The sequence below is a fragment of the Oenococcus kitaharae DSM 17330 genome (genome assembly GCF_000241055.1).
In the GTDB taxonomy this organism is placed as follows: Bacteria; Bacillota; Bacilli; order Lactobacillales; family Lactobacillaceae; genus Oenococcus; species Oenococcus kitaharae.
Map to the genome: position 1 here is coordinate 884535 of NZ_CM001398.1, position 19881 is coordinate 904415.

Annotated in this window: 23 protein-coding genes; 21 read left to right on the forward strand and 2 right to left on the reverse strand. The window is 38.4% G+C overall.

All coding sequences use genetic code 11. The features are described 5' to 3' along the window. Nucleotides 1-42 precede the first annotated feature (42 nt). The 4 genes from OKIT_RS04330 (at nt 43) to OKIT_RS04345 (ending at nt 4308) form a co-directional block, all read left to right on the forward strand. Nucleotides 43-723, forward strand: coding sequence for a hypothetical protein (locus OKIT_RS04330; protein ID WP_148126054.1), 681 nt, complete (start codon nt 43-45; stop codon nt 721-723). 288 nt (nt 724-1011) lie between these two features. Next, on the forward strand, nt 1012-1914 hold the full coding sequence (locus tag OKIT_RS04335) for a SagB family peptide dehydrogenase (RefSeq protein WP_007745651.1): 903 nt from the start codon (nt 1012-1014) through the stop codon (nt 1912-1914). 19 nt (nt 1915-1933) lie between these two features. Continuing rightward, entirely contained in the window at nt 1934-2932 is a 999-nt protein-coding gene (locus OKIT_RS04340) for a hypothetical protein (RefSeq protein ID WP_007745653.1), read from the forward strand. 32 nt (nt 2933-2964) lie between these two features. Then, the gene (locus OKIT_RS04345) at nt 2965-4308 is read left to right on the forward strand and encodes a YcaO-like family protein (protein WP_169311634.1); all 1344 of its coding nucleotides are present in this window, start codon (nt 2965-2967) and stop codon (nt 4306-4308) included. 93 nt (nt 4309-4401) lie between these two features. On the opposite strand, the gene OKIT_RS09700 is transcribed toward OKIT_RS04345, so the two are convergent. Next, the gene (locus tag OKIT_RS09700) at nt 4402-4743 is read right to left on the reverse strand and encodes a hypothetical protein (RefSeq protein WP_028291897.1); all 342 of its coding nucleotides are present in this window, start codon (nt 4741-4743) and stop codon (nt 4402-4404) included. On the opposite strand from OKIT_RS09700, the gene OKIT_RS09850 reads away from it, so the two are divergent. Beyond that, entirely contained in the window at nt 4700-4936 is a 237-nt protein-coding gene (locus tag OKIT_RS09850) for a hypothetical protein (RefSeq protein ID WP_422385585.1), read from the forward strand. The two genes, OKIT_RS09700 and OKIT_RS09850, sit on opposite strands and share 44 nt — an antisense overlap. 236 nt (nt 4937-5172) lie before the next feature. On the opposite strand, the gene OKIT_RS04355 is transcribed toward OKIT_RS09850, so the two are convergent. After that, on the reverse strand, nt 5173-5682 hold the full coding sequence (locus OKIT_RS04355) for a recombinase family protein (protein ID WP_007745659.1): 510 nt from the start codon (nt 5680-5682) through the stop codon (nt 5173-5175). Between the two features lie 422 nt (nt 5683-6104). Between OKIT_RS04355 and OKIT_RS04360 the strand changes: the two genes are divergently transcribed. The 16 genes from OKIT_RS04360 (at nt 6105) to OKIT_RS04435 (ending at nt 19877) form a co-directional block, all read left to right on the forward strand. Beyond that, on the forward strand, nt 6105-6866 hold the full coding sequence (locus OKIT_RS04360) for a class I SAM-dependent methyltransferase (protein WP_007745660.1): 762 nt from the start codon (nt 6105-6107) through the stop codon (nt 6864-6866). 188 nt (nt 6867-7054) lie between these two features. Then, nucleotides 7055-7330, forward strand: a complete 276-nt coding sequence (locus tag OKIT_RS04365; RefSeq protein ID WP_007745662.1) for a hypothetical protein — start codon at nt 7055-7057, stop codon at nt 7328-7330. Between the two features lie 124 nt (nt 7331-7454). Beyond that, nucleotides 7455-9521 (forward strand): MobQ family relaxase, encoded by a 2067-nt coding sequence (gene mobQ, locus OKIT_RS04370; protein WP_007745664.1) that lies wholly within the window; start codon nt 7455-7457, stop codon nt 9519-9521. A 72-nt stretch (nt 9522-9593) separates the two neighbouring features. Continuing rightward, nucleotides 9594-9881 (forward strand): type II toxin-antitoxin system RelB/DinJ family antitoxin, encoded by a 288-nt coding sequence (locus tag OKIT_RS04375; RefSeq protein ID WP_007745666.1) that lies wholly within the window; start codon nt 9594-9596, stop codon nt 9879-9881. Between the two features lie 3 nt (nt 9882-9884). Next, nucleotides 9885-10199: a type II toxin-antitoxin system mRNA interferase toxin, RelE/StbE family gene (locus tag OKIT_RS04380; protein WP_007745667.1), complete on the forward strand. Its 315-nt coding sequence runs from the start codon at nt 9885-9887 to the stop codon at nt 10197-10199. 145 nt (nt 10200-10344) lie between these two features. Further along, nucleotides 10345-10959 carry a hypothetical protein gene (locus OKIT_RS04385; protein ID WP_028291898.1) on the forward strand — a complete coding sequence of 205 codons (615 nt, stop codon included), beginning with the start codon at nt 10345-10347 and terminating at the stop codon, nt 10957-10959. A gap of 1 nt (nt 10960) precedes the next feature. After that, a complete protein-coding gene (locus OKIT_RS04390) occupies nt 10961-11296 on the forward strand; it encodes a CagC family type IV secretion system protein (RefSeq protein ID WP_007745670.1) in 336 nt (111 codons plus the stop codon). Nucleotides 11297-11316: 20 nt separating this feature from the next. After that, nucleotides 11317-11679, forward strand: coding sequence for a hypothetical protein (locus OKIT_RS04395; protein WP_007745056.1), 363 nt, complete (start codon nt 11317-11319; stop codon nt 11677-11679). Then, the gene (gene trsD, locus OKIT_RS04400) at nt 11648-12307 is read left to right on the forward strand and encodes a TrsD/TraD family conjugative transfer protein (RefSeq protein ID WP_007745057.1); all 660 of its coding nucleotides are present in this window, start codon (nt 11648-11650) and stop codon (nt 12305-12307) included. The genes OKIT_RS04395 and trsD overlap by 32 nt, the downstream gene beginning before the upstream one ends. Before the next feature lie 11 nt (nt 12308-12318). Beyond that, a complete protein-coding gene (locus OKIT_RS04405; RefSeq protein ID WP_007745671.1) occupies nt 12319-14337 on the forward strand; it encodes a VirB4 family type IV secretion system protein in 2019 nt (672 codons plus the stop codon). Continuing rightward, the gene (locus OKIT_RS04410; protein ID WP_007745672.1) at nt 14330-15751 is read left to right on the forward strand and encodes a type VII secretion protein EssB/YukC; all 1422 of its coding nucleotides are present in this window, start codon (nt 14330-14332) and stop codon (nt 15749-15751) included. The genes OKIT_RS04405 and OKIT_RS04410 overlap by 8 nt, the downstream gene beginning before the upstream one ends. Next, nucleotides 15752-16906 (forward strand): phage tail tip lysozyme, encoded by a 1155-nt coding sequence (locus tag OKIT_RS04415; protein ID WP_007745673.1) that lies wholly within the window; start codon nt 15752-15754, stop codon nt 16904-16906. It abuts the gene before it with no gap. A 14-nt stretch (nt 16907-16920) separates the two neighbouring features. Continuing rightward, nucleotides 16921-17538 (forward strand): hypothetical protein, encoded by a 618-nt coding sequence (locus OKIT_RS04420; protein ID WP_007745674.1) that lies wholly within the window; start codon nt 16921-16923, stop codon nt 17536-17538. After that, a complete protein-coding gene (locus OKIT_RS04425) occupies nt 17525-17893 on the forward strand; it encodes a thioredoxin family protein (RefSeq protein WP_028291900.1) in 369 nt (122 codons plus the stop codon). Before OKIT_RS04420 ends, OKIT_RS04425 begins: the two co-directional genes overlap by 14 nt. Beyond that, nucleotides 17894-18364, forward strand: coding sequence for a hypothetical protein (locus OKIT_RS04430; protein WP_007745676.1), 471 nt, complete (start codon nt 17894-17896; stop codon nt 18362-18364). A gap of 1 nt (nt 18365) precedes the next feature. Beyond that, nucleotides 18366-19877: a VirD4-like conjugal transfer protein, CD1115 family gene (locus tag OKIT_RS04435; RefSeq protein WP_007745677.1), complete on the forward strand. Its 1512-nt coding sequence runs from the start codon at nt 18366-18368 to the stop codon at nt 19875-19877. The last annotated feature ends 4 nt before the right edge of the window (nt 19878-19881 follow it).

Genomic DNA, 19881 nt, shown 5'->3' on the forward strand with positions numbered 1-19881 from the left:
TTTAAATACCCTCTTAACAGCATCAGCATGCTCGTTTCGTATGTGGCAATTTTTTATGGCATGATCGGCGGTAGCTACCTGGCATCTGGAAGTCCTATCTTAGGGTCTAATTTAAACGCACTGGTGGTGGGCTATTCTTTATGGATCCTCATTCAAAGGACCATTGATGAAATGGGTCTTTCAATTTCCCAAGAGGCCAATAATGGTACCTTAGAACAAATATATATCTCGAATTCTATCAGCAAAGTGCTTTTTGCCAGGGGGGTCGTTAATATGATCTTTTCAAGCATTTTTATCTTGGTCACGGTAGCTGTAATTTTATTTTTTACAGGTCACCAGATCGTTTTGGATCCAAGGGAGATCATCCCGATAGCTTGTGCCTTGTTTGCCTCGCTGGGCTTGGGTTATGCCGTTGCGGGAATAACCATTTATGCCAAAAGGATCGATAATCTATTGCAAATAATTCAGTACTTGTTTTTAGCCCTGCTTTTGATTCCCTATGATAATGCCGGTATCTATCTTCGAATTGTATCGTATTTTGTGCCTTTGGCGCCGATGGTGTCGGTCTTAAAACAATTGACTAACGGTCCGGCGATGGTTTCCTACAATGATCTGCTGGTACTTCCTTTGATAAATGCATTGTTTTGGTTTGTGCTGGGATATTTAGCCTTTAACTTTTGTAATATTCAAGTTCAAAAAAGGGGTACGATCGGACATTACTAATATCCTAATTAAACGTTGTTTTTTACATAAAAACTACTATGATAGACAATAAGATATTACAAAGGGAGGGTACTATGAACATTAAAAAAGCAGAAAGAAGTTTTGTTTCGAATAACGTAAAGCTAAATGAACTTCCAGTAGCTGGATGCTGTTGTTGCAGTTGTTGTTTTAAAGTAACAATAAATAAGGGTGACTAATAACTAATATAATCAGGCTTATTTTTTATTGAGCTCTAGATTCCATTAGTCCGGTCAGCAATGTGGTATTAAACAAAAAGGAAAGTTTAATTTGGTAGATAAAAAAGTTATACCCATTAAAATTAGGGGAGCTCATAGCTTTTTATCCGAGGATAATGTAATATCGGCGGATAAGCTTAAGCTCTTAAGTGAACCGGATATTAATAAATATAAATCTAGATTTTTTGAGATAAATAAATTACAGGATTTTATGTTGAATCTTCCTGATAGTTTTGATAATTTAGAATTTTTATCAAACGTAGAAAGGCTATCAACACAATCTTCAGCAGATGTTATGGAAACTTTATATCTTGAAGAATCTACAGACGAACAGGTGATTTCTTTACCAGACATAAAAACTGTTGGAATTAAAGAAAATATTTTTGATATTTTAAACAGAAGGGAAAGCAAAAGAAATTTTAGTTCTGCCGTAGTACCCTTAATTAAATTGTCGGCTTTTCTAAAATTTTCGATGGGTATAAACTCAGAAACAATAAACAATAAAAGCGAAAAATATTTCTTGCATAGGACATATGCTTCTGCCGGCGCTCTTTATCCCGTATCTTTATATTTGTTTTTGAAAAAAGTGCAGTCGGTTCCTACGGGTTTCTATAAATATCAGCCGTTTCACAACAGCCTACTTCCTGTAAATCTAGAAAATAATGAACAGTCAAATTTAATGAGCCTAATGAATTTTTCAATTCAAAAAATACCAGTATTTGGCTTTCTCGTTTGGGATATTAGAAAAAATTTTTTCAAGTATGGAGAAAGAAGTTTGCTTTTTTCTTTAATAGAAACCGGTGAGATAAATCAAAATATGGATTTGATTTCTAGTGCTTTAGACTTAGGTTTTTGCCAAATAGGAGGATATAAAAAACATTTAGTTTCTTCTAATATTAAATTAGACGAAATGAGCGAACATTTAGTTGCTTCGTTTGTTTTAGGCTGTATCTAAATTGTCGGAGAGTGATAACATGCCATTTGTTAAATTAAATTTAAGAAGTTTAAAATTTAAAATTTCGGATGATAAGGTCAATATTAGGTTTGGTGTTTGGGATTATGTTGAATTAAGTTTTGAAAAAAAAATTTTCGAGGAAAATGACGCTGATTTTAAATATTTTTTAAATTTTTTTTGTCTTTTATTAAAAGGAGATACAGTAGATGAAAAATATTTTTTAAAAAACAAATTTTATGAGTCTATTCTTGATGAATTAATAAATTATAAAATTATTTCAAAAGAATCGTCTAAAGATAGTTTAAAACAGGAAGAAAATAAGCTATTAATAACTGATTACAATGAATCGCCTCAATATGTTCAGTACTTTTTTAGTAAGTACAAAAAAGTATTAGATATTAAAACCTTTTTCAATGAAATAAAAAAATTTAATTATGATTATTCATCAGAAAAACTTGTTAAATCATTATTAGCGAAAATCAATTTAAAAAAATTTAATTATGTAACTGTGATTATGCTTAATCCTAATATAAATATGTTGAAAGTTTTGAATAGAATGTTTCTACATGATGGAATTAATTGGGAATTGGGTTTTCTAGATAATCAATTTATACATTTTATGGCTTTTTCTCCATTTAAGACTGCATGTTTTGAATGCTTAGAGCAACAAAACAGTCTTAGGATTGCTGATTACGAAAATTATTTAGATTTTATGTCGGAAGAAAAAAAATTCCAATCTAATCTAAATTCGTCATTAGATATCTTTCCATATATTGCTAATACTTTTTTAATGATTGATTCTTCCAACCACCCTAGAATTATCAATCCTTTGGAAGGCAGAATAATGACTATATATATACCAAATTTGGAAATTAATGTCGAAGACTTGCACCGCTCTCCAATTTGTCCTGCTGATGGTTATCAATCTATTAAAGTTTCTGAAGAATATAATAATAGTGCTATTGAGTCTGTTAAGGAACTATTCTCGATTGAAAAAAATAAGGACTACAAAAAATGAGTTATTTAAATAACTCTTTTAATAGGCAAGTTATGAATTTGCAAAAAATGGTTGGTGCTTATACAGGCATATTAAGTAACCCTATCGTTTATAAAACAGGAACTTCTAGTGGATCGTTATTAAATATCATTAATGGTAATTTACCTCAATATACTAAGATAACGGTTAATCCAACGAGCCATATTAATTACCATTTATCGGGATACGGATTTAATTTTAAAGAAAGTCTTGCTAAATTTGAGGGAGAGGCGCTTGAAAGATATGCGACCGTAATAGCACACGAATATAAAAAAGACGATATATTAATAAGCAGTTATTCTAAATTAATTAAGCAAAAGAAACATGTCGTAGACTTATCCTTGATTAATTTATTTGATAATAAGCAGTTACAAACATTACATGAATATGCTGGATTTAGAGATACCCCCCTTAAAAGGGATGACATAATATCTTGGACCAGAACAAACTCTATTTTTGATCCTAATTGTAAAATATTTATACCAACATCTATGTTTTTTATTGGTTTCCAAGAAAAGAACAATTTTTTTACTGCATTTTCAACAGGAACTGCATCACATGAGTCTTTTAATGTTGCTTTTTTAAATGCCATCATCGAATATATACAAATTGACGCATTCATAACATCTTGGTATTCTAATGATTCTTTACAAATGATTGATTATGATTCCTTTCCAGAACAAACTAAAATAAAAATAAATTATCTTCTTGGAGAAAATAGGAATAAGTACAATATTTATTTTATAGATTTTTCAAGGTATTCTGTTGACCTTATTCCAGTAATAGGCACTTTTTTAGTTGCAAAAGATAATTTAACTGTACCTGCTATTTCATTCGGCCTACAGGGCGGTATGGAAATAAACAGAGTAATAATTAGAAGTTTATCGGAATCTATTGCTAATCTCGAAATGAGTGCGTTTAATTACTTAACGGATAAAACTTATATTGATCAGAGAGAAGATAGTATGATTCTTGATGTAGATAATAATGTTAAGTTTTTTGCAAGTCCTTATAATATGGAAAAGAATTTAAATTATTTAAATTCTAGATTCTCAAAAAAAAGAATTAGATACGAGACCCTTAAAGCAGAAAATAAGTTAAATTCAACTTTATTGGATGGTAAGAGTAGCATCGAGGGCTCATTAAGGTGGTTAATACATTCTTTGTATAAAAACTCCAAGTATGCTTGTTTTATGGATATAACACCTCCCTTTATTACACCTAAAGATATGAGAGTTGTAAAAGTATTTATACCTGAATTACAGGCTATGTGTTTGCCATCAGAACCATTCAAAAAACATCCTAGATTCAAAGGAGACAAAAATGGTTCTAATTTCTATATCCATCCTTTGCCTTGATTTTTTAATAGCTCCTATTTTGTCTGAAATAAGTGGTTTTTTATGTATTACATTAATAAAGTTTTTTCGTTTTAAATGGAAATACAATATATTTTATTTGGTGTATAGCATTCTTCTAATAATTACTATAATATCCACTTGGTTTTTTTCTTTTAATCTAGGATTATCTACCCAGCCACCGATGTCTGCAGAAAGAGCATTATCTCTAACCAAAATTAGTTTAGTAATGACTATATCATTGGTCTTTCCATTATTATTAATTAGTTTAACAAAGCTAATTAGTGACAAAAAATTCAAAGAGCCAATTTTAGTTGGGTCTGATGCTAAATATCCTCTTCTTTTTATAGCATTTTTGGAAGAAATTCTTTTCAGATGGGCTTTGTTAATTCCTTTGTATAGCTTAACAAATAATATTTTTCTGTCTTTATCCGCCACTGGAGTTCTTTTTTTATTTAATCATGGATTTATAATACTTAACTCAAAAAATAAATTATTAACATTAATGCCGATATTAATTCTAACTGTTTTTCTTTCATTGATTTATATATACAGTGGATTAATTTATTGTATCGTTACTCATGTAACATATGATATGTTGCTAATTATAATAAAAAATCATTTTCAATAATCTAATACTTTTTAAATTTGGAATTGTTTATGCTACAACAAAAACGATAAATCAATCCTGTCCTAGCATTTGGTACATAAATATTGATATGTTGTGATAAATTGTTTTTAATCATTTTCTTAGTACAATTCCGCCATCTTATCAATAACAAATTTATTATAGTGAAATATTTCTACCTATTATGTATCGTCTATAAGGCAGATTAGGCTTCTCAATATTTAGCTATAATCAGTTAATCAGTTATTTTGTTTTAACAGTAAGTAGCGTCTTTTCTGGCTACTGACAGAAATCCCGGTCTTGGCTTCGATCATCTTATAGGTCATACCCTTTTGGTGTAGTTGGTAGGCAAAGCTGATCTGTTCATCACTATAAGTCTTAGGTCGGCCTTCTTTAAAGTGCTGATCATGTAATTTGGCATAGGCCTTGCCTTCTTGGGTCCGGGTCACGATCATATCGCGTTCAAACTGGGCAAAGGCAGAAAAGATGGTAAAGATCAATTGACCCGTTGGAGTATTGTCGATGATACCCATGTTGAGGATGTTTACTTTCACATCACGGTTAAACGATTCTTGGATGATCTCTAGGGCTTCTTTGGTATTACGAGCAAAGCGATCCAGTTTGGTAATGATCAAAGTATCATCTGCTTTTAAGACTTTTAGTAGTTTATTGAACTCTGGTCGTTTAGTCGTTGTCTCGGTAAACTTCTCCTGGTAGATTTTTTCTGCCCTGGCATATCCGTATTGCATGTTTATCTCCTATTAGTTAAAAGCTGTCTCGATCAACAGCTCTTTTATGTTATCTTCTTATTTTGTTGTTGGTGGGAAGATCAGCCGACTTTTTAGCTACTTCAATGGTCAGTGTGCCATAACCATGTTGTTTAGAAAAGAGTAAAGAATCTTCAAAGGAGGTTCTGAAGGAATCTAATCGACTCTTTGTTTGTCGATTAATAGATTGGCTAATAAGAAAGTTCTGTCATACTTACTCCCTTTAAAGTTTGTTTGCTTCTATGTTATATAGAGCTATGAGATACAAATGACCGGCCTTGACAGGTCTACTTATAAACCTAAGTTACAGGCTGCTAGAGCCCCCCTATCATAGGCCTGTTAAAAAGAGCCCACAACTTTTGATTTTTGAAATAGATATCGAATAGAAAGCAGTTTAAATAAAAATGAAAAATAAAGATTTACTCCAACAGTGGCTAAACGAAGAGAAACTGGCTAAACACTTCACGGGATGGGATTTTAGCCACTTGGCTCATAGATGGTATAACGAGCAGCTTCCTTGGAATTATCCTGAGATTGTCAAACAGCATCTGAAAAATACAGATCAGCTGCTAGATACCGGGACTGGTGATGCCGAACTACTGTTAAGTTTTGGCCATCCATATGATCACACTGTCGTTACGGAAACCTGGCAGCCAAACATTGATTTGTTAAAAAAGAAGCTGGCACCGCTGGGTATTCAGTTATATGCTTCTGAGCAAGAAAACGATATGCCAGATATGCCAAATAGTTTTGATATTATTACCAATAGCCATGATGGCCTCAATTTCACAGGTATTGTGCGTTGTCTAAAACCCAACGGTTTGTTTATTACGGAACAGGTTGGTGCCACCAACAACTATAGCCTCTCTAGCTTTTTGTCTGATAACTATGTTCCTGCTTATCCTCAAAATACCTTGGTTAAGGTCGCTTCTAACTTTGTCGAACGTGGTTTTCAAATTCTTCAAAGCGATGTTGCTTATCCAAAAATCAGGTTCTACGATGTTGGTGCCCTAGTTTACTACGCTACGATTATCAGTTGGGAATTTCCCGCTTTCTCAGTTTTAAAGTGTCAAACAAAGCTCCAACAGTTACAAAATATCATTGATCAAATTGGTTTTATTGAAAGCAATGAAGATCGTTTTCTTTTAGTGGCAAAAAAACAATAAACAAATGGCAGTCCTTGGGCTGCTTTTTTATTTGGCTGAATCATCTAAAGAGCTCAAAACCAATCAAATCGAGGTCAAAGTGAGATCACATCGAGGTCAAATATTTTATATATTAGTAGTATCGCAAGATTAAATAAAAGAGCACCCAATTACATGGCTGCTCTTTTTGTTTATGGAGAAGAGATTGATTGAACAAATATGAACGCACAATTAAATTTTATATCGAAGATCTAAAACAATTGCGCCGTGCTGGCGGAACACTTGAGGCGATTGCGGCGCAATTTAAAATATCCAGAACGAAGAAACACAAAGAACTTGATCATGCTCTAGAAGCTTCTGGCTCAATTTTTGCAACTTTCCATAAGACGGTCAGTTTGGATGTTTATCGTGGTGCCTTTGACTCAAATACGGCTAGCAATGATCATCGTGTGCATAGCTTTATTAGGGACAAAACGCAAAACTAGGTCAATGCGCACTTACACCCCACCAAAATCTTGTGGGGTAAATCGTGCTAAAAGCTTGTATCAGAAGTCGCCGTTGGCGACAACAAAATCAAACCCATAAGCCCAAAGAAAGGCGGTGATCAACATGGCAATTTTCCACATGAGTTTTTCTAATATTAGTGCTGGTAAGGGTCGAAGCGCCATTGCCAGTGCTGCCTATCGTTCTGGTGAGAAACTATTCGATCAAAGAGAAGGCAAAAGCTATTTCTTTGCTCGGTCAGTTATGCCAGAAAGCTTTATTTTGATACCAAAAAATGCACCAGAATGGGCGAATGATCGTGAGAAGTTATGGAATGAAGTCGAAAGAAAAGATCGTAAATCAAACTCGCGCTATGCCAAAGAATTTAACGTGGCCTTACCAATTGAATTAAACGAAAGTGAACAGAAAACCTTATTGACCAACTATGTACAAGAAGACTTTGTCGATTCCGGTATGGTAGCTGACGTCGCAATTCACCGCGACCACCCAGACAATCCGCACGCTCATGTGATGTTGACTAACCGGCCATTTAACCCAGATGGCACATGGGGGATTAAAAGTAAAAAGCAATATATATTAGACAAAAATGGTAACAAAACATACACCGGAACAAGCAAGTATCCTAAGAGTAGAAAAATGCTTCTAATTGATTGGGACAAGAAAGAGAAAATTGACGAATGGCGCCATAACTGGGCAACTAGTGTTAATCAAGTTTTAGCACAAAAAAACTTGCCCGACCGAATTAGCGAAAAATCGTTCGCAGGTCAAGGGATTGATGCCGTGCCAACCCAACATATAGGCATCAATAGTAAGCGACAAGAAAGAAGGGCATTTAACCAGCAAGTTCAAGATCAAAAACGGGCACAAGCTAAATACCATAACCTTACTGAGAAGATTAGAAATCACGAACACTTTGATGCTTTGACTGATGGGCTATCATTCTCGGAAAAACACACGATTCGTGATCTAAGCCAACAGCTGAAAACCTATGTTGATTTGGAACACCTAGATGATAAAGCTCGCATGCTATTCAATTGGAAAAATAGCCTCTTGATTAAACATGCTGTCGGTGTTGATATAACGAATCAGTTGCTTACTATTGACCAACAAAGTATGTCATTAAACCAGGCCAATCAATTATTAAATCAAGTGGTTGATCGGGCAGTTAAAAAGTTATATCCGGGAGTTAATTTTAAACGAACCACCGCAGCCGAGCGACGTGAATTAATTAAAGAAACTAATAGTGAGCAAACCATTTTTAAAGACAACGAGTTAACAGAACGTTTAGCAGATATTCGGAGTGATTTATTGACCCAACAGTTATTAAGCTTTACCAAACGACCATATAGTAGTTGGCAGTTAGTTAGCCAACAGGCCAAGGAGATTAAAAAGCAGTTAACTGCGGTTTTGGCAAAACACGGGCAACAGTTGGCCGATCTAGAAAAGACCTATCGTGGAGTTCTAGTCAATTATCAGCCTAATGAGCTTGAATTAATTTCTAAGGGTTTAAAAGACTTACGGGTTATTAACGAGATTAAAGCTGTTGTCCAGACTCAATACAATAGTATTTTAATGACAGCTTTTCCGGATAGTGACCTAGATAAGCTAGCTACGATTGACAAAGAGCAGCTCTATACGGCTGTGGTTTACTATGATCCAGAATTAAAACCATTAAATGTGAACGATCTTAGACAATTACAACACCAGCCACCCGTGGTCTTTACTAGACAACAGCACCAGGCGGGCTTGAATTACTTGTTAGGCACGATCGAATTAAAAGATGTGAAGGATCATCGGCTACAGCGCGTCCTACAACATGATGGCACCCGACAACTATTTTTAGGTGAATGCAGCCAAGACCCGCAACTAGATCACGAACAAATTGAAGCCGTCCAAACCCGACTCAAGCAACAAACGACCCGGTTCGATCAATATAAACAAGAACAAGTCAAGAACTATCAGGCCATTAATTACTATCCAACTAGTCCTAAAAACTATCTGATTAGTATTTTAGATGACGCCTTAATGACCATCTTATATGCAAAAAATTCGGATTATCTAAGAAAGAAACGGTTGCATGGCCTTAAAGAGATTGAATGGGAAATGACTAAAAAGAAACGGCAACACCAAACGAAAAACCGACATTATCCGGGTCCACTTTTTAGAGGTTAAGCATGTATTAGTTGGCATATGTATTATATTAGTTAGTATATGTATTATAATAACAGGTGAATAGGAGGCTTTATGCCAGTAACAAAACAAAAAAAAGTCGTTCAAGCTAGAGTTGAAAGTGAAGTTAAAGAACAGGCTAATGCCATCTTTAAAAGTCTGGGAATTGATGCCTCAACGGCGATTAACATCTATTATCATCAGGTTATTATCAATGGCGGCTTGCCTTTTCTCGTACAAAAAAAAGAGGTTGATCCTCAATTAGAAAAAGCTATGGTCAAAGCTCAGGCTGAAGAGTTGGGGCTGATCCAAGATGATGCTTTAAATTTAACTAAAGAACAAAGGCGCCAGCGTTGGGCTTGACCGATGTATGAGATCAAAATCGAAGACCATTTCGATAAGCAGATGAGCAGTTTAAATAAGCTGACGCCCTATGGAGATAAAAGAAATAAAGAAGTGCGCGAGGAAATTCTAGATAGTATTGATATTTTAGAGGATCAAGGCTCTTTGCCGGACAGCTATCGGGATCACATTTTAACTGATCGACCCTGGACGGGTTTTCATGAATACCATATTCTCGATGATCTTTTGGTTGTTTACTACAAAGTCGAGAAGAAAAAGCGTATTCGAATGATTGCTATCACCAACCACGACCAGCTGAGAACTGGAAAAAAACAATAGTTCAAACGTTTAGATAGACCAGCTTGATTTAATTCCAAGCTGGTTTTTATATACGTTTTTTTAAAAGCTGTGTACAAAACAGCTTTTTATGTTAGTTTAAACACGAACATATGTTCGTGTTTAATTTATGAAAGGAATTGATATGATTCAGATTGAAAATTGGCAAGGCATTAACGGCAAGCTCGTTCATGATGACCAAAAGGCGATTGTGGTGGATGATGACCAAGATTTATCTGACCGAAAAGCATTACAAATGCGTTTGGAAAGTGATGGATTGCCAATTGATAAAGTCCGGCAAGCCATGATCAAGAAGACCGTTAAACGCCAGTTGAAGACTGAGCCGTTAAAGCTTAGTGGTTGGTTTAATCGCCACCAAGACAGTCAAAATGCTAAAAAGGCCGAAAAATTGGTAAGTGATAAACCGACTCATCAATATAAGCAGATCAAAAATGAAATGACCTTTTTTGGTGAAAGCTTTTTAGAAGGCTTTTTAGGCTTCTATGGTTTAGAAGTCGATAACGCTTTAGGTCGATACGAACATCACTTGCATGTGTTAGAAACCCAAGAACTGGGTCATCCGGAAAAAGAATATTACTTAGCCAATAGCCAAAGCGGCAGTTTGCAACTAGTTTCTGATCCGCTGCCTAGTCAGCAATTAGCTGAGGAACAATTGACTAAGTTCTACCAACGCGAATCCGGGAAAACGCAAGCAGAAAAAGTTCCATTGCGGTCACAAAAAGATGAAGGAAAGGAAGAATGACATGATCTTAAACAAAGTAAAAGTGTTAGCAACTACTGGAGCTACTGCGATTTATTTGGGCTTGATGAACGCCCAGGTTGTTTTGGCGGCGGACGGTGGCGAAGTTAAAAGCAAGCTAACCAGCGCTGGTAAGACGATTCAAGGTATTTTAACTGGCTTGGTCGTTTTAGTTGGGATTTGTGTCGCGCTATTTATTATTATCAAAAGAATGCCTGACGCAGACGATCCGCGAGAGAAATCAGAAGTTTATCACGCGGTTGGMCGKGTKGCTGGTTTAGTGGCCTTAGCGGCGGCCATTATCTGGCTATTACCTTGGGTTTACAGCCTATTCACTTAATTTAAAAAGGAGCCTGCCAAATGAAGAAAGGAAAAGAATTTATCTTCCCAGAAAACGTGGATAAAGACTACGGGATCTGGAAAGACTACACCTTGAAGGATTTTGGCGTAGCGGGACTGGCGGGCCTAGTGGGCTTAATTTTTATTGCAATCCCACCCTATGGTCTGATCTTAGTCCTGATGAAAATAGTGATTGTTGTCTTAGCCATGACGATTGTCATGGCTATTTTAACAATTCGGCCAGTTGCGGCGCGGAAGAATATTAAAGTGCGGGATAACTTTAAGCTGAAACGCCGCTATGCCAATGGTCAGAAACTGTTTTATTTAAAACCGAAGAAGCGAGGTGAACTAAATGCGTTTGAAGAAGAACAAAACCGCCAATAAATCAGCCAGGCTAGATTGGGATTACCAACCGCCCAAAATCAATGGTGGCAAAGAAACCATTGATGACATGAGCTTGGTGGTGGGTATGTATGGTAACTACGAAGTTACCAAAACGGGTAATCTCGTTGGCATTTTGGAAGTTAGTGGGATCAACCTGGATCTACTTAATGAAACCGAACAGCAAGACGTCTTTGAGGACTATGGCGCTTTTCTGATGAGTACGTTAGGTGAAGGGGTTGATGACACCTTACAGTTCTTAGAGCCGACAATTCCCGTCAATATGACAGCTTATCTCAATGGTCTCAAACGGCGGTATCTCGCTTTACAAAAAGATCACCCCGAGCAACAGTTCAAAATCAAGCTCATAGCCAGTTACTTGGATCACTTTACTAAAGTCCAGGAATCCAAAAACATGACAACTAAGCAACATCTGCTAATCGTTAAGGTACCGATTAAAGACAAGAGCGTTAAAAGCTTAAACTTAGCCGTCACTCATTTAGACGAAAAGATCGAACAGGTTAAACGAGACATTGAAAATGCGTTAACGGATTTTGATGTGACGGCCAAAGTTTTGACCAGTCAAGAAGTCCAAGAGATTTTAAAGAACTTGATCAATTTTAATGGATAGGGGGCAACAGTATGAGTTTTGGTGATAAGGTCATTGATTTATTTATGCCAACTAAAAAAGAGCATAACCAAGGCAACAGCGACCAAACGGGTAGTAAGCTCAAACCGGAGGCTGAGGATTTTACCAAGCTGATTGATCGCGACAGTTTGCATTCACTATTTCCGTTCAGCTGGGAACAGTACCCCACCTACGTCCAGTCGGGCGAGAATTTTATTCGGGTGTTAGCGATYGCTGAYTATCCMAARCGGGTGTATGGCAACTGGYTRTCAGAATTRAAGCGSAAAAAAGGCGTTATCGATATTGTGCAATATATCGACAGCGCCAGTAACAATTCAATGATTACCTATTACAAGAAGACGATTCAAAATAAGGAAGCGCAGAAGTTAAATACGTTCGACCCGTATAAAAAGAAGATTCTGCAAAATTATGTTGATTCAGCCAACATGCAACTAGATAAATACCTCGACAATTCTACCACATTTGTCTATCAACATATGCTGGTTTATCTGCGGGCCAACAGTTTAGCAGAACTAGACGACTTAACCGAAAACGTTAAGAATACGTTGATTAAACTACAAATGAAGCCTTTAGTGCCCGTTAAAGCAACCTTTCAAGCTTTTTGGTCAACCATGCCGATTAATGAAAATCTCATGGGAGATTATACCTATAAAGAGAGCAATACCGAAGTTGCTAGCAGCATGTTTCCGTTTGATGACGCCGAGATTTTGGACTTAAAGCCACGAAGCGATATTGAGGGTGTCAATAAAGATACAAACTCATTGATTGCCGTTGATATGCTTGATAGAAATAAGACATTGAACCAAAACATGGTGGTCATTGGGACATCTGGGGTTGGCAAGACGACCTATATGATTCAAAAGATCTTACGCTATGCCATTCAAGACTACCAAATTTATATCATTGATCCAGAAAATGAATATACCAAGATTGTCGAAGCCTTAGATGGCGCAGTCTTGCACCTAACTTCTAATGCTAAGTACAAAATTAACCCACTACAAATTTTTTCCGAAGAAATCCTAAGCGCTGATGAAGCGGTCACAAACCTTGATGAACTGGTTAAAGATAAAATTCAGCGATTAAAGGGGTTCTTTGAAGTCCTCAAAACCGGGATCACCCAAGTTGAACTGGCAATCTTAGACGACGTGGTCAAGCAAGCTTATATCAACAGTGGTGTTTTGAAATACAGCCGCTTAAAAGAGATTAAAGACGATCAGTGGCCGACCTTATCCAATGTTTATGACGAGTTGGAGAAACTGGCTGATAAAGACGAAGACAAATTTAATCGGGTCAAAGACTTCTACTACATTTTAGGCAGTTATACCCATGGCTCTAACAGCCTATTTGACGGCCATACCAACGTTAACCTCAAGGGCAAGATTATTTCCTTTGATCTCAAACCGCTGCAAAGTGAACAGGAAGTCCAATCAGCTGCCTATCTGAACACCTTTCAATACTTATGGGACGAAATTACCAAAGATCGCCACAGTCGCAAGAAATTGTTTGTTGACGAATTTCACTTTTTAACCCTGCACAAAGCCGCCGCCACTTTTTTCCATCAAGCGTACAAGCGCTTTAGAAAGTACAATGCTGGAGCGATTGCTGGCACCCAACAAATCCAAGATGTGATTGAAGGGACCACTGATACTGGACAAAACATCGGGGAAGCTATTATCGGTAATTCCTATACGAAAGTCTTTTTCGGGCTAGACGGCAAAGGCGTTGATGATGTGATTACCAAATTACGCATGACCTTTTCAGATAAGGAAAAGAAGTTACTAGAACGCCGTAGGCAAGGTGAAGCCCTGATGATTTATGGTAGCCAACGTGCCTTTATGAAAGTCGAGTTGACCGAAGAAGAACTCCGGCTCATTGACCCCGAGGCCTATGAAAAGAAGTATCAGCGGGAAACAACTACCCAACCAGATTATCAAAAGCGCGCGATTCTGACCCCAAGCGAGATTGATGCCTTAGCCACGACGGCAGAGGAAGGAGGCACTTTAAATGAGTAAGTCCAATCGACAACTATTCAATATTGAAGTTGGAACCTTCAAACGGCAAGCAAACAAATTGATTTTGGAGCTCAATCACAATCAATTTCGTTATGACCAACTAAGTGAACTTAATGAATTGAAACAGCCTGATCCAAATTTCTTGCAGTTAGTTAACGTGGTTGAACAAGACCAGAAGGTTGTTTTAACTTATACCTTGCCGGATAAGGTCAGATCATTAAAGGAATTACCACATGAAAATAAAGCAATCCGGTCAGCAATTGCCAAGGAAATCATGGCGCAAAATGTGGTTAACGATAGCCAGTATCACGTTGCCTTAAACCCAGCTAATCTGTGGTATTTTCCTATGCAGCATGTCTGGTATGCCTACCGGGCTAACGAACTCATGCCCTTTGATGATAAGCATAGCAATTTAGCTAAATACAAAGCGCTGGTTCTGTTTTGCTTGACGGGGACGCCCTATGAACGACTTTTAAATGATCCCCAGGAGATAGTGGCCAAGCACGATGACGATTACTTACTGCAGGTAGCCAAAGCTGTTTCAATCACTGAACTCAAAGAAGTGGTGAATGGCATTGAGGATTTTGTGAGCTATCACGAATGGCAAGCAGTTGAACAGGATCGGCAGAAAAATAAGCAACGATTTTGGTTGAGTATGGCCGGGGTGGCGATTGTGGCCGTTTTGGCCGTCGGCTTAGTCCATAAAAGTGACGAACGAAAGTATCAAAGCTTAGCTAACCAGAACCAAGCCCAGGTCACGCGATTAAAATATAGCGGTCAAATTCAGACTGCTTTAAATGATCAGAAGTGGTCAGAAGCCCAAAAAGCCATGAAACGGGCCGGCTATCCTTCAACTAAGCAAGTCAGCGTCTTTCTAGAACATGGTCAGTACCAGCAAGCCTTAAAGCTTGACCCAAGTCAGTTAAACAAGGTTATCAATGCGGCTTATGCCAACAAGGATAGTGAACAAGTTACCAAGTGGGAATTACCAAGCAATGCAACGAGTAAGCAAAAAGACCAATTATCGTTAGAAAAGGCCATCGTTAACTACGACACCAGTACGCTCAACAACCAATTATCCTTTACTACTAATGCTGATGTTTTATTGAGAATGGGCCAAGCCTTTCTAGCGCATAACGATACGCAAGACGCCCAGACCGTCCAAACCAAGTTAGCCGGCGTGAACAGTCCTAAAGCTAAGTATTTAAAAGCATTGTTAAGCCTCAATTCAGCTAAAAAGGCAGTTAGCGACGCGCAAAAGAAATTAGATGACGCCAACAAGATTGACGGCAGTAAAGATAAGGACAAAGACAAGAAGGTGGATTCGGCGAAGGCAGATTTAAAGAATGTGCAAAGCGACCAAGCGGCCGCGCAAAAACAGATCGATCAAGCCAAGCACAAAGTGGGTGATTAAATGCAGGTATTGTCGTTTCAATATGAGAAAAAGAAGTGGAAGTTAATTGCTTATGTTGTGGGCGGCACCATTCTGCTTATCGTTTTATTGATTGCAGCTATCACTGGCCAGTTACAAGAAAACAGTTGTGATAACTCAACCACTACAGAAACGCAATTAGATAGTAAGAGCATGACGGAAAATGCTCAAAATATCTATGCGCACTGGAAACAGAAGTATGGTGCAACGCCACAAGCGGCAGCCGGTATCTTGGGGGTCTTACAACTAGAAAGTCGCCTTGATCCTAAGTCCGTCAATTCAAGCTCTGGGGCCATGGGCTTAGCCCAGTGGTTGGGTGGTCGAAAAGATAAACTGGAAGACTTGGCCCACAAAGAAAACAAATCAGCGACCAATCTCGGGGTGCAGTTGGATTATCTCGACCAAGAATTAAACAGTAGTTACTATGCATCAAATAAACAGATTTTTAAGTACACGGACGTGCATAAAGCGACCAAAGCCTGGTTAATGGATTATGAAGGCATGAGCAAGAACTCGGAACAATGGTATTTAAGCCAAAGATACGGATATGCCGATCACTGGTATTCCGTGTTGGGTGCGAGTGATCCAGTGGCCGGAAACACCTTAGACAATGCGAGTTCCGGCGATCTAACCGAGTTAGGTTGCGATAGCGACCCGAGCTATTCCGGCGGTAGTATTGTTAAAAATGCGGAAAGTATGAAAGGTGATTTCTACTATGTTCAAACCCACCCTAGCCCCGATTTAGGTAGCGATTTAAAGAATCCTAATAAAACCGGTGGCACAGATTGTTCCGGCTTTGTCTGGTTAGCCCTGAATAAGGCTGGTTACAAGGTACCCGCCAACATGGGTTGGTTTACCGGTACGATGGCCAGTGACGCCAAAGGCAGCCATCAATATCTGAAACAGATCAGTAAAAATGACGCGAAAGCCGGCGATATTGTCATCGTTAATCAAGGCGCCGGTGCGGGCAACAACGGTCACACCGCCATTCTGCTAGGCAAATGGCAAGGCAAAGCCACCAAAATCATTGAGCAAGGTGGTGTAGGCAACAAGGTTAACGAAAGCACATTTGGCACCGCTTTTTATAGTTTATTGAACGGTAGCGATGTAACGTTAGCCCGGCCAATCAAGAAGTAAGGAGGGACAAACAAATGAAGCGTAGCGTGGTTTTAAGTGTCGCAGTAGGTAGTTTGATCTTAGTTATGTCATTAGGGGCGAATGCCTATCAACATAGCCAAGTGAAACAGGCGCAAGGGCAGATTAGTCGCTTACAGCAACAGAAGCGACAAGTTAGCCAGCAATTGGCTAAAAGCAAGCAGCAAAAGCGGTTATTGAGCACCCAAATTGGCAGTTATAAGACCTACCAAAATAATAAGGACAAAAGTCCGGCTGAACTTAGTTTTAATACGGTGGTCACCAAGTTCTTTGATGCCATGAATAACTTTAAGCCCAAGACCTACGGTCAGCGTCAAGATGGCGTTAAAGATTTGATTTCCGACAAATTGTACCAGCAATACTTTTCCAATAAAGGAACTTATGGCGATAGTAATAGTGCTTCAGCCAAGTTAAACCAACTGAACCTGTATACGCAAAGTAAGCAGGGGCAAAACATGCAGGGTTTGGCCGTCGTCAGTTATGAAAGCAAGAGTGGTAACAACGACTGGCAAAAGGCGACGGTCCTTTACCAGGTGACCTTCGATACCACCACGGATCGAATCACCGCGGTACAAAATTTAGGCAGTAGCTTTAAAGCCAGTGACCTTAATTAAACGGGTTGGCAAAGTCCTAGCGGTGATCGTGGTGTTTTTAGCCGTTAGTGATTTTGCTAGTCATCAATACGTGAATCACGTGGAAAAACAGCGACTAGTCGTGACGTTAGCTAAGCACCCTAAAAAAGTGTTGTTCTTCTATCGCGATGATTGCCCGGATTGCCAAGCTATTTTCCATCAGATTTATTGGCATAACGTCATTAGTCACAACATCGTTTTTATTAATATGAATCAGCCAAAGAATCGCCAGTATATTCAGAAATATCAACTAACGTCGGTCCCAACCTTGATCCATGGCAAGCAACGGTATACCGGTACTAACCAACAAAGAATTAAACAGATAGTAGGTGATTAGATGAAAAGTAAACTCTTAAATGCCGTTAAAGCCAGTTGGCCGTATCTACTAACGCTAATCATTGGCTTGTATTTAGCGGAGATTTTAGCTGGCTCTGTCATGGCCTTGTCGCGCTATAAACTAACTTTTGCCGATCATATGCCAACCGTATTAAAACAATTAGTCTTACACCCTTGGCACTATTACAACTTGTATTTAGGCCAAAAGAATCCGGTATTAATGATTGTCAGTGTAGCCGTAGTCCTGTGCACCATCTACTTTGTCTTGAAGCGAAACAGTAAGCACAAAGCTTGGAAAACAGCCGATACAGAGACCCATGGGAGCGCCACCTGGGGGGATTTAAAAGAATTGAGTGACCATTACTTTAGTCTCAATACTAAAGACCTGACAACGGCGTTTAACAACCATACCCAGGCAGCAGTTCTCAAATCATTAGTCGACCGTGAGAAATCATCGAAGGGGGTAGATTAACATGAATGGCACAATTTTAGGAATCGTGGATAAGCAGGTTGTTTATCAGAATAACTCAACCAAACCCAACCGGAATATTTTTGTGGTCGGGGGTCCCGGTTCGTATAAGACCCAATCAGTCGTCATTACCAACCTGTTTAATGAAACGGAGAACAGTATTGTCGTCACCGATCCGAAGGGTGAATTATACGAAAAAACGGCCGGGGTTAAGTTAGCCCAAGGTTATCAAGTGCATGTCGTCAACTTTGCCAACATGGCGCACAGTGACCGCTACAATCCCTTTGATTATATTCAACGGGATATTCAAGCCGAAACCGTCGCAACCAAGATCGTCCAGAGTGAAAACGCCGAAGGTAAGAAAGATGTTTGGTTCAGTACTCAACGTCAACTTTTGAAGGCGCTAATCCTGTTTGTCATGAATCACCGGTCGCCAGAACAAAGGAATTTGGCGGGTGTAACGCAAGTCTTGCAAGAAAATGATGTGGAAGCCGAGGAGAAAGGCACAGATAGTCCGTTAGATAGCTTGTTTCTTGATCTAACCATGTCTGATTCAGCGAGACGCGCTTATGAATTAGGTTTCAAAAAGGCCAAAGGGGAAATGAAAGCCAGTATTATTGAGAGTTTGCTGGCAACCATTTCGAAGTTTGTCGATCAAGAAGTGGCCGATTTTACCAGCTTTTCGGATTTTGATTTAAAAGAAATTGGCAAAGCCAAAGCTGTCCTGTATGTGATTATTCCCGTTATGGATAGTACTTATGAAAGCTTCATCAATCTGTTTTTCTCACAATTATTTGATGAGTTATATAAACTAGCCGCTGATCATCACGCTAAATTACCCCATCAAGTCGACTTTATCCTTGATGAATTTGTTAATTTAGGCAAGTTTCCGAAGTATGAAGAGTTCCTAGCAACGTGTCGCGGCTATGGCATTGGCGTGACGACGATTTGTCAGACCTTAACTCAATTACAAGCCTTGTATGGCAAGGATAAGGCCGAGAGTATCTTAGGGAATCACGCCGTTAAAATATGTTTAAATGCCGCTAATGATGTCACCGCTAAATACTTTAGTGATCTGTTAGGAAAATCGACCGTGAAAGTTGAAACGGGAAGTGAGAGTACCAGTCATAGCAAGGAAGACAGCCACAGTAAGAGCGATAGTTACAGCTACACGAGCCGTTCTTTGATGACTCCTGATGAAATTATGCGGATGCCCGAAGATCAGAGCTTATTAATCTTTAGTAATGCGCGGCCGGTCAAAGCGACAAAAGCATTCCAATTTAAACTATTTCCAGGCGCCGATCATTTGGTTAACTGGTCACAGAACGAGTATCAAGGCCAACCAGAAGCCAGCCAAGAAACGAATTTTAAGAATAAGGTAGATAAGTGGAATCAGACAGTTAAAGCTCAACAACAAGTTGAACAAAGCGAAGAAGAAGATCAGAACAAAGAAGCAGATCTGCAGGATAGCATGGATCAAGCTTTAAAAGCAAGACACAAAAAAATGTTGGGTTAATGAT

Bases quoted from the DNA above. Each gene is read 5' to 3' on its own strand.
- OKIT_RS04340 (WP_007745653.1), top strand. From the start codon at position 1,934: ATGCCATTTGTTAAATTAAATTTAAGAAGTTTAAAATTTAAAATTTCG.
- OKIT_RS04345 (WP_169311634.1), top strand. From the start codon at position 2,965: ATGAATTTGCAAAAAATGGTTGGTGCTTATACAGGCATATTAAGTAAC.
- OKIT_RS04355 (WP_007745659.1), bottom strand. From the start codon at position 5,682: ATGCAATACGGATATGCCAGGGCAGAAAAAATCTACCAGGAGAAGTTT.
- OKIT_RS04360 (WP_007745660.1), top strand. From the start codon at position 6,105: ATGAAAAATAAAGATTTACTCCAACAGTGGCTAAACGAAGAGAAACTG.
- mobQ (WP_007745664.1), top strand. From the start codon at position 7,455: ATGGCAATTTTCCACATGAGTTTTTCTAATATTAGTGCTGGTAAGGGT.
- OKIT_RS04375 (WP_007745666.1), top strand. From the start codon at position 9,594: ATGCCAGTAACAAAACAAAAAAAAGTCGTTCAAGCTAGAGTTGAAAGT.
- OKIT_RS04380 (WP_007745667.1), top strand. From the start codon at position 9,885: ATGTATGAGATCAAAATCGAAGACCATTTCGATAAGCAGATGAGCAGT.
- OKIT_RS04395 (WP_007745056.1), top strand. From the start codon at position 11,317: ATGAAGAAAGGAAAAGAATTTATCTTCCCAGAAAACGTGGATAAAGAC.
- trsD (WP_007745057.1), top strand. From the start codon at position 11,648: ATGCGTTTGAAGAAGAACAAAACCGCCAATAAATCAGCCAGGCTAGAT.
- OKIT_RS04410 (WP_007745672.1), top strand. From the start codon at position 14,330: ATGAGTAAGTCCAATCGACAACTATTCAATATTGAAGTTGGAACCTTC.
- OKIT_RS04415 (WP_007745673.1), top strand. From the start codon at position 15,752: ATGCAGGTATTGTCGTTTCAATATGAGAAAAAGAAGTGGAAGTTAATT.
- OKIT_RS04420 (WP_007745674.1), top strand. From the start codon at position 16,921: ATGAAGCGTAGCGTGGTTTTAAGTGTCGCAGTAGGTAGTTTGATCTTA.
- OKIT_RS04430 (WP_007745676.1), top strand. From the start codon at position 17,894: ATGAAAAGTAAACTCTTAAATGCCGTTAAAGCCAGTTGGCCGTATCTA.
- OKIT_RS04435 (WP_007745677.1), top strand. From the start codon at position 18,366: ATGAATGGCACAATTTTAGGAATCGTGGATAAGCAGGTTGTTTATCAG.